This is a genomic window from Photorhabdus viridis, assembly GCF_040256935.1.
Lineage (GTDB): Bacteria > Pseudomonadota > Gammaproteobacteria > Enterobacterales > Enterobacteriaceae > Photorhabdus > Photorhabdus viridis.
The window spans coordinates 1-634 of record NZ_JBEJZY010000224.1; the positions used below are offsets into that span (position 1 = coordinate 1).

The following is a 634-nucleotide window of genomic DNA, read 5'->3' on the forward strand; positions in this document are numbered from 1 at the left end:
GCGCACAGGAGCGGACCAACTATCCGTTAATGCTGTCAGTGGAGGATTTTGGGGAAGCCCTGGGGCTGACGGCTCAGGTAGTGCAACCGTTTGATCCGGAAAGCCTGTGCGATTATATGCAACAGGCGCTGGAAAGTCTGGCGGCGGCCTTGGAGCAGGCCCCGGACATGCCTGTTCGGGCATTGGAAATTCTGCCGGAAGCGGAACGTACGTTGCTGTTAAAAACCTGGAACGCCACGGAAACCGCCTATCCTGAGCAATTGTGCATGCATCAGTTGTTTGAACGGCAGGTGGCGAAAACGCCTGACGCGCCGGCGTTAGTATATGAAGATGAAGAGCAGACCCTCAGTTATGGCGAACTCAATGCCCGTGCCAACCGGCTGGCCCATCAGCTGATGGCGCTGGGCGTAGAGCCGGATCAGCGGGTGGCGATTTGCGTGTCACGTTCACCGGCAATGGTGGTGGCGGTATTGGCGGTGCTGAAAGCCGGCGGGGCGTATGTGCCGCTGGACCCGGCTTATCCGGGTGAACGTCTGGCGCATATCCTGCATGATGCCGCGCCGTCCGTAATACTGGCGGATGAGGCCGGGTGTGGGGCGCTGGGCGAGCCAGCGCTGGCCGGACTGACGGTACT

General features: G+C 60.4%; 1 protein-coding gene. It reads left to right on the plus strand.

Features of this window, described 5'->3' with window-relative positions:
• The coding region (locus ABR397_RS23080) for an AMP-binding protein (RefSeq protein ID WP_350307743.1) at positions 1–634 on the plus strand (634 nt) is incomplete at both ends.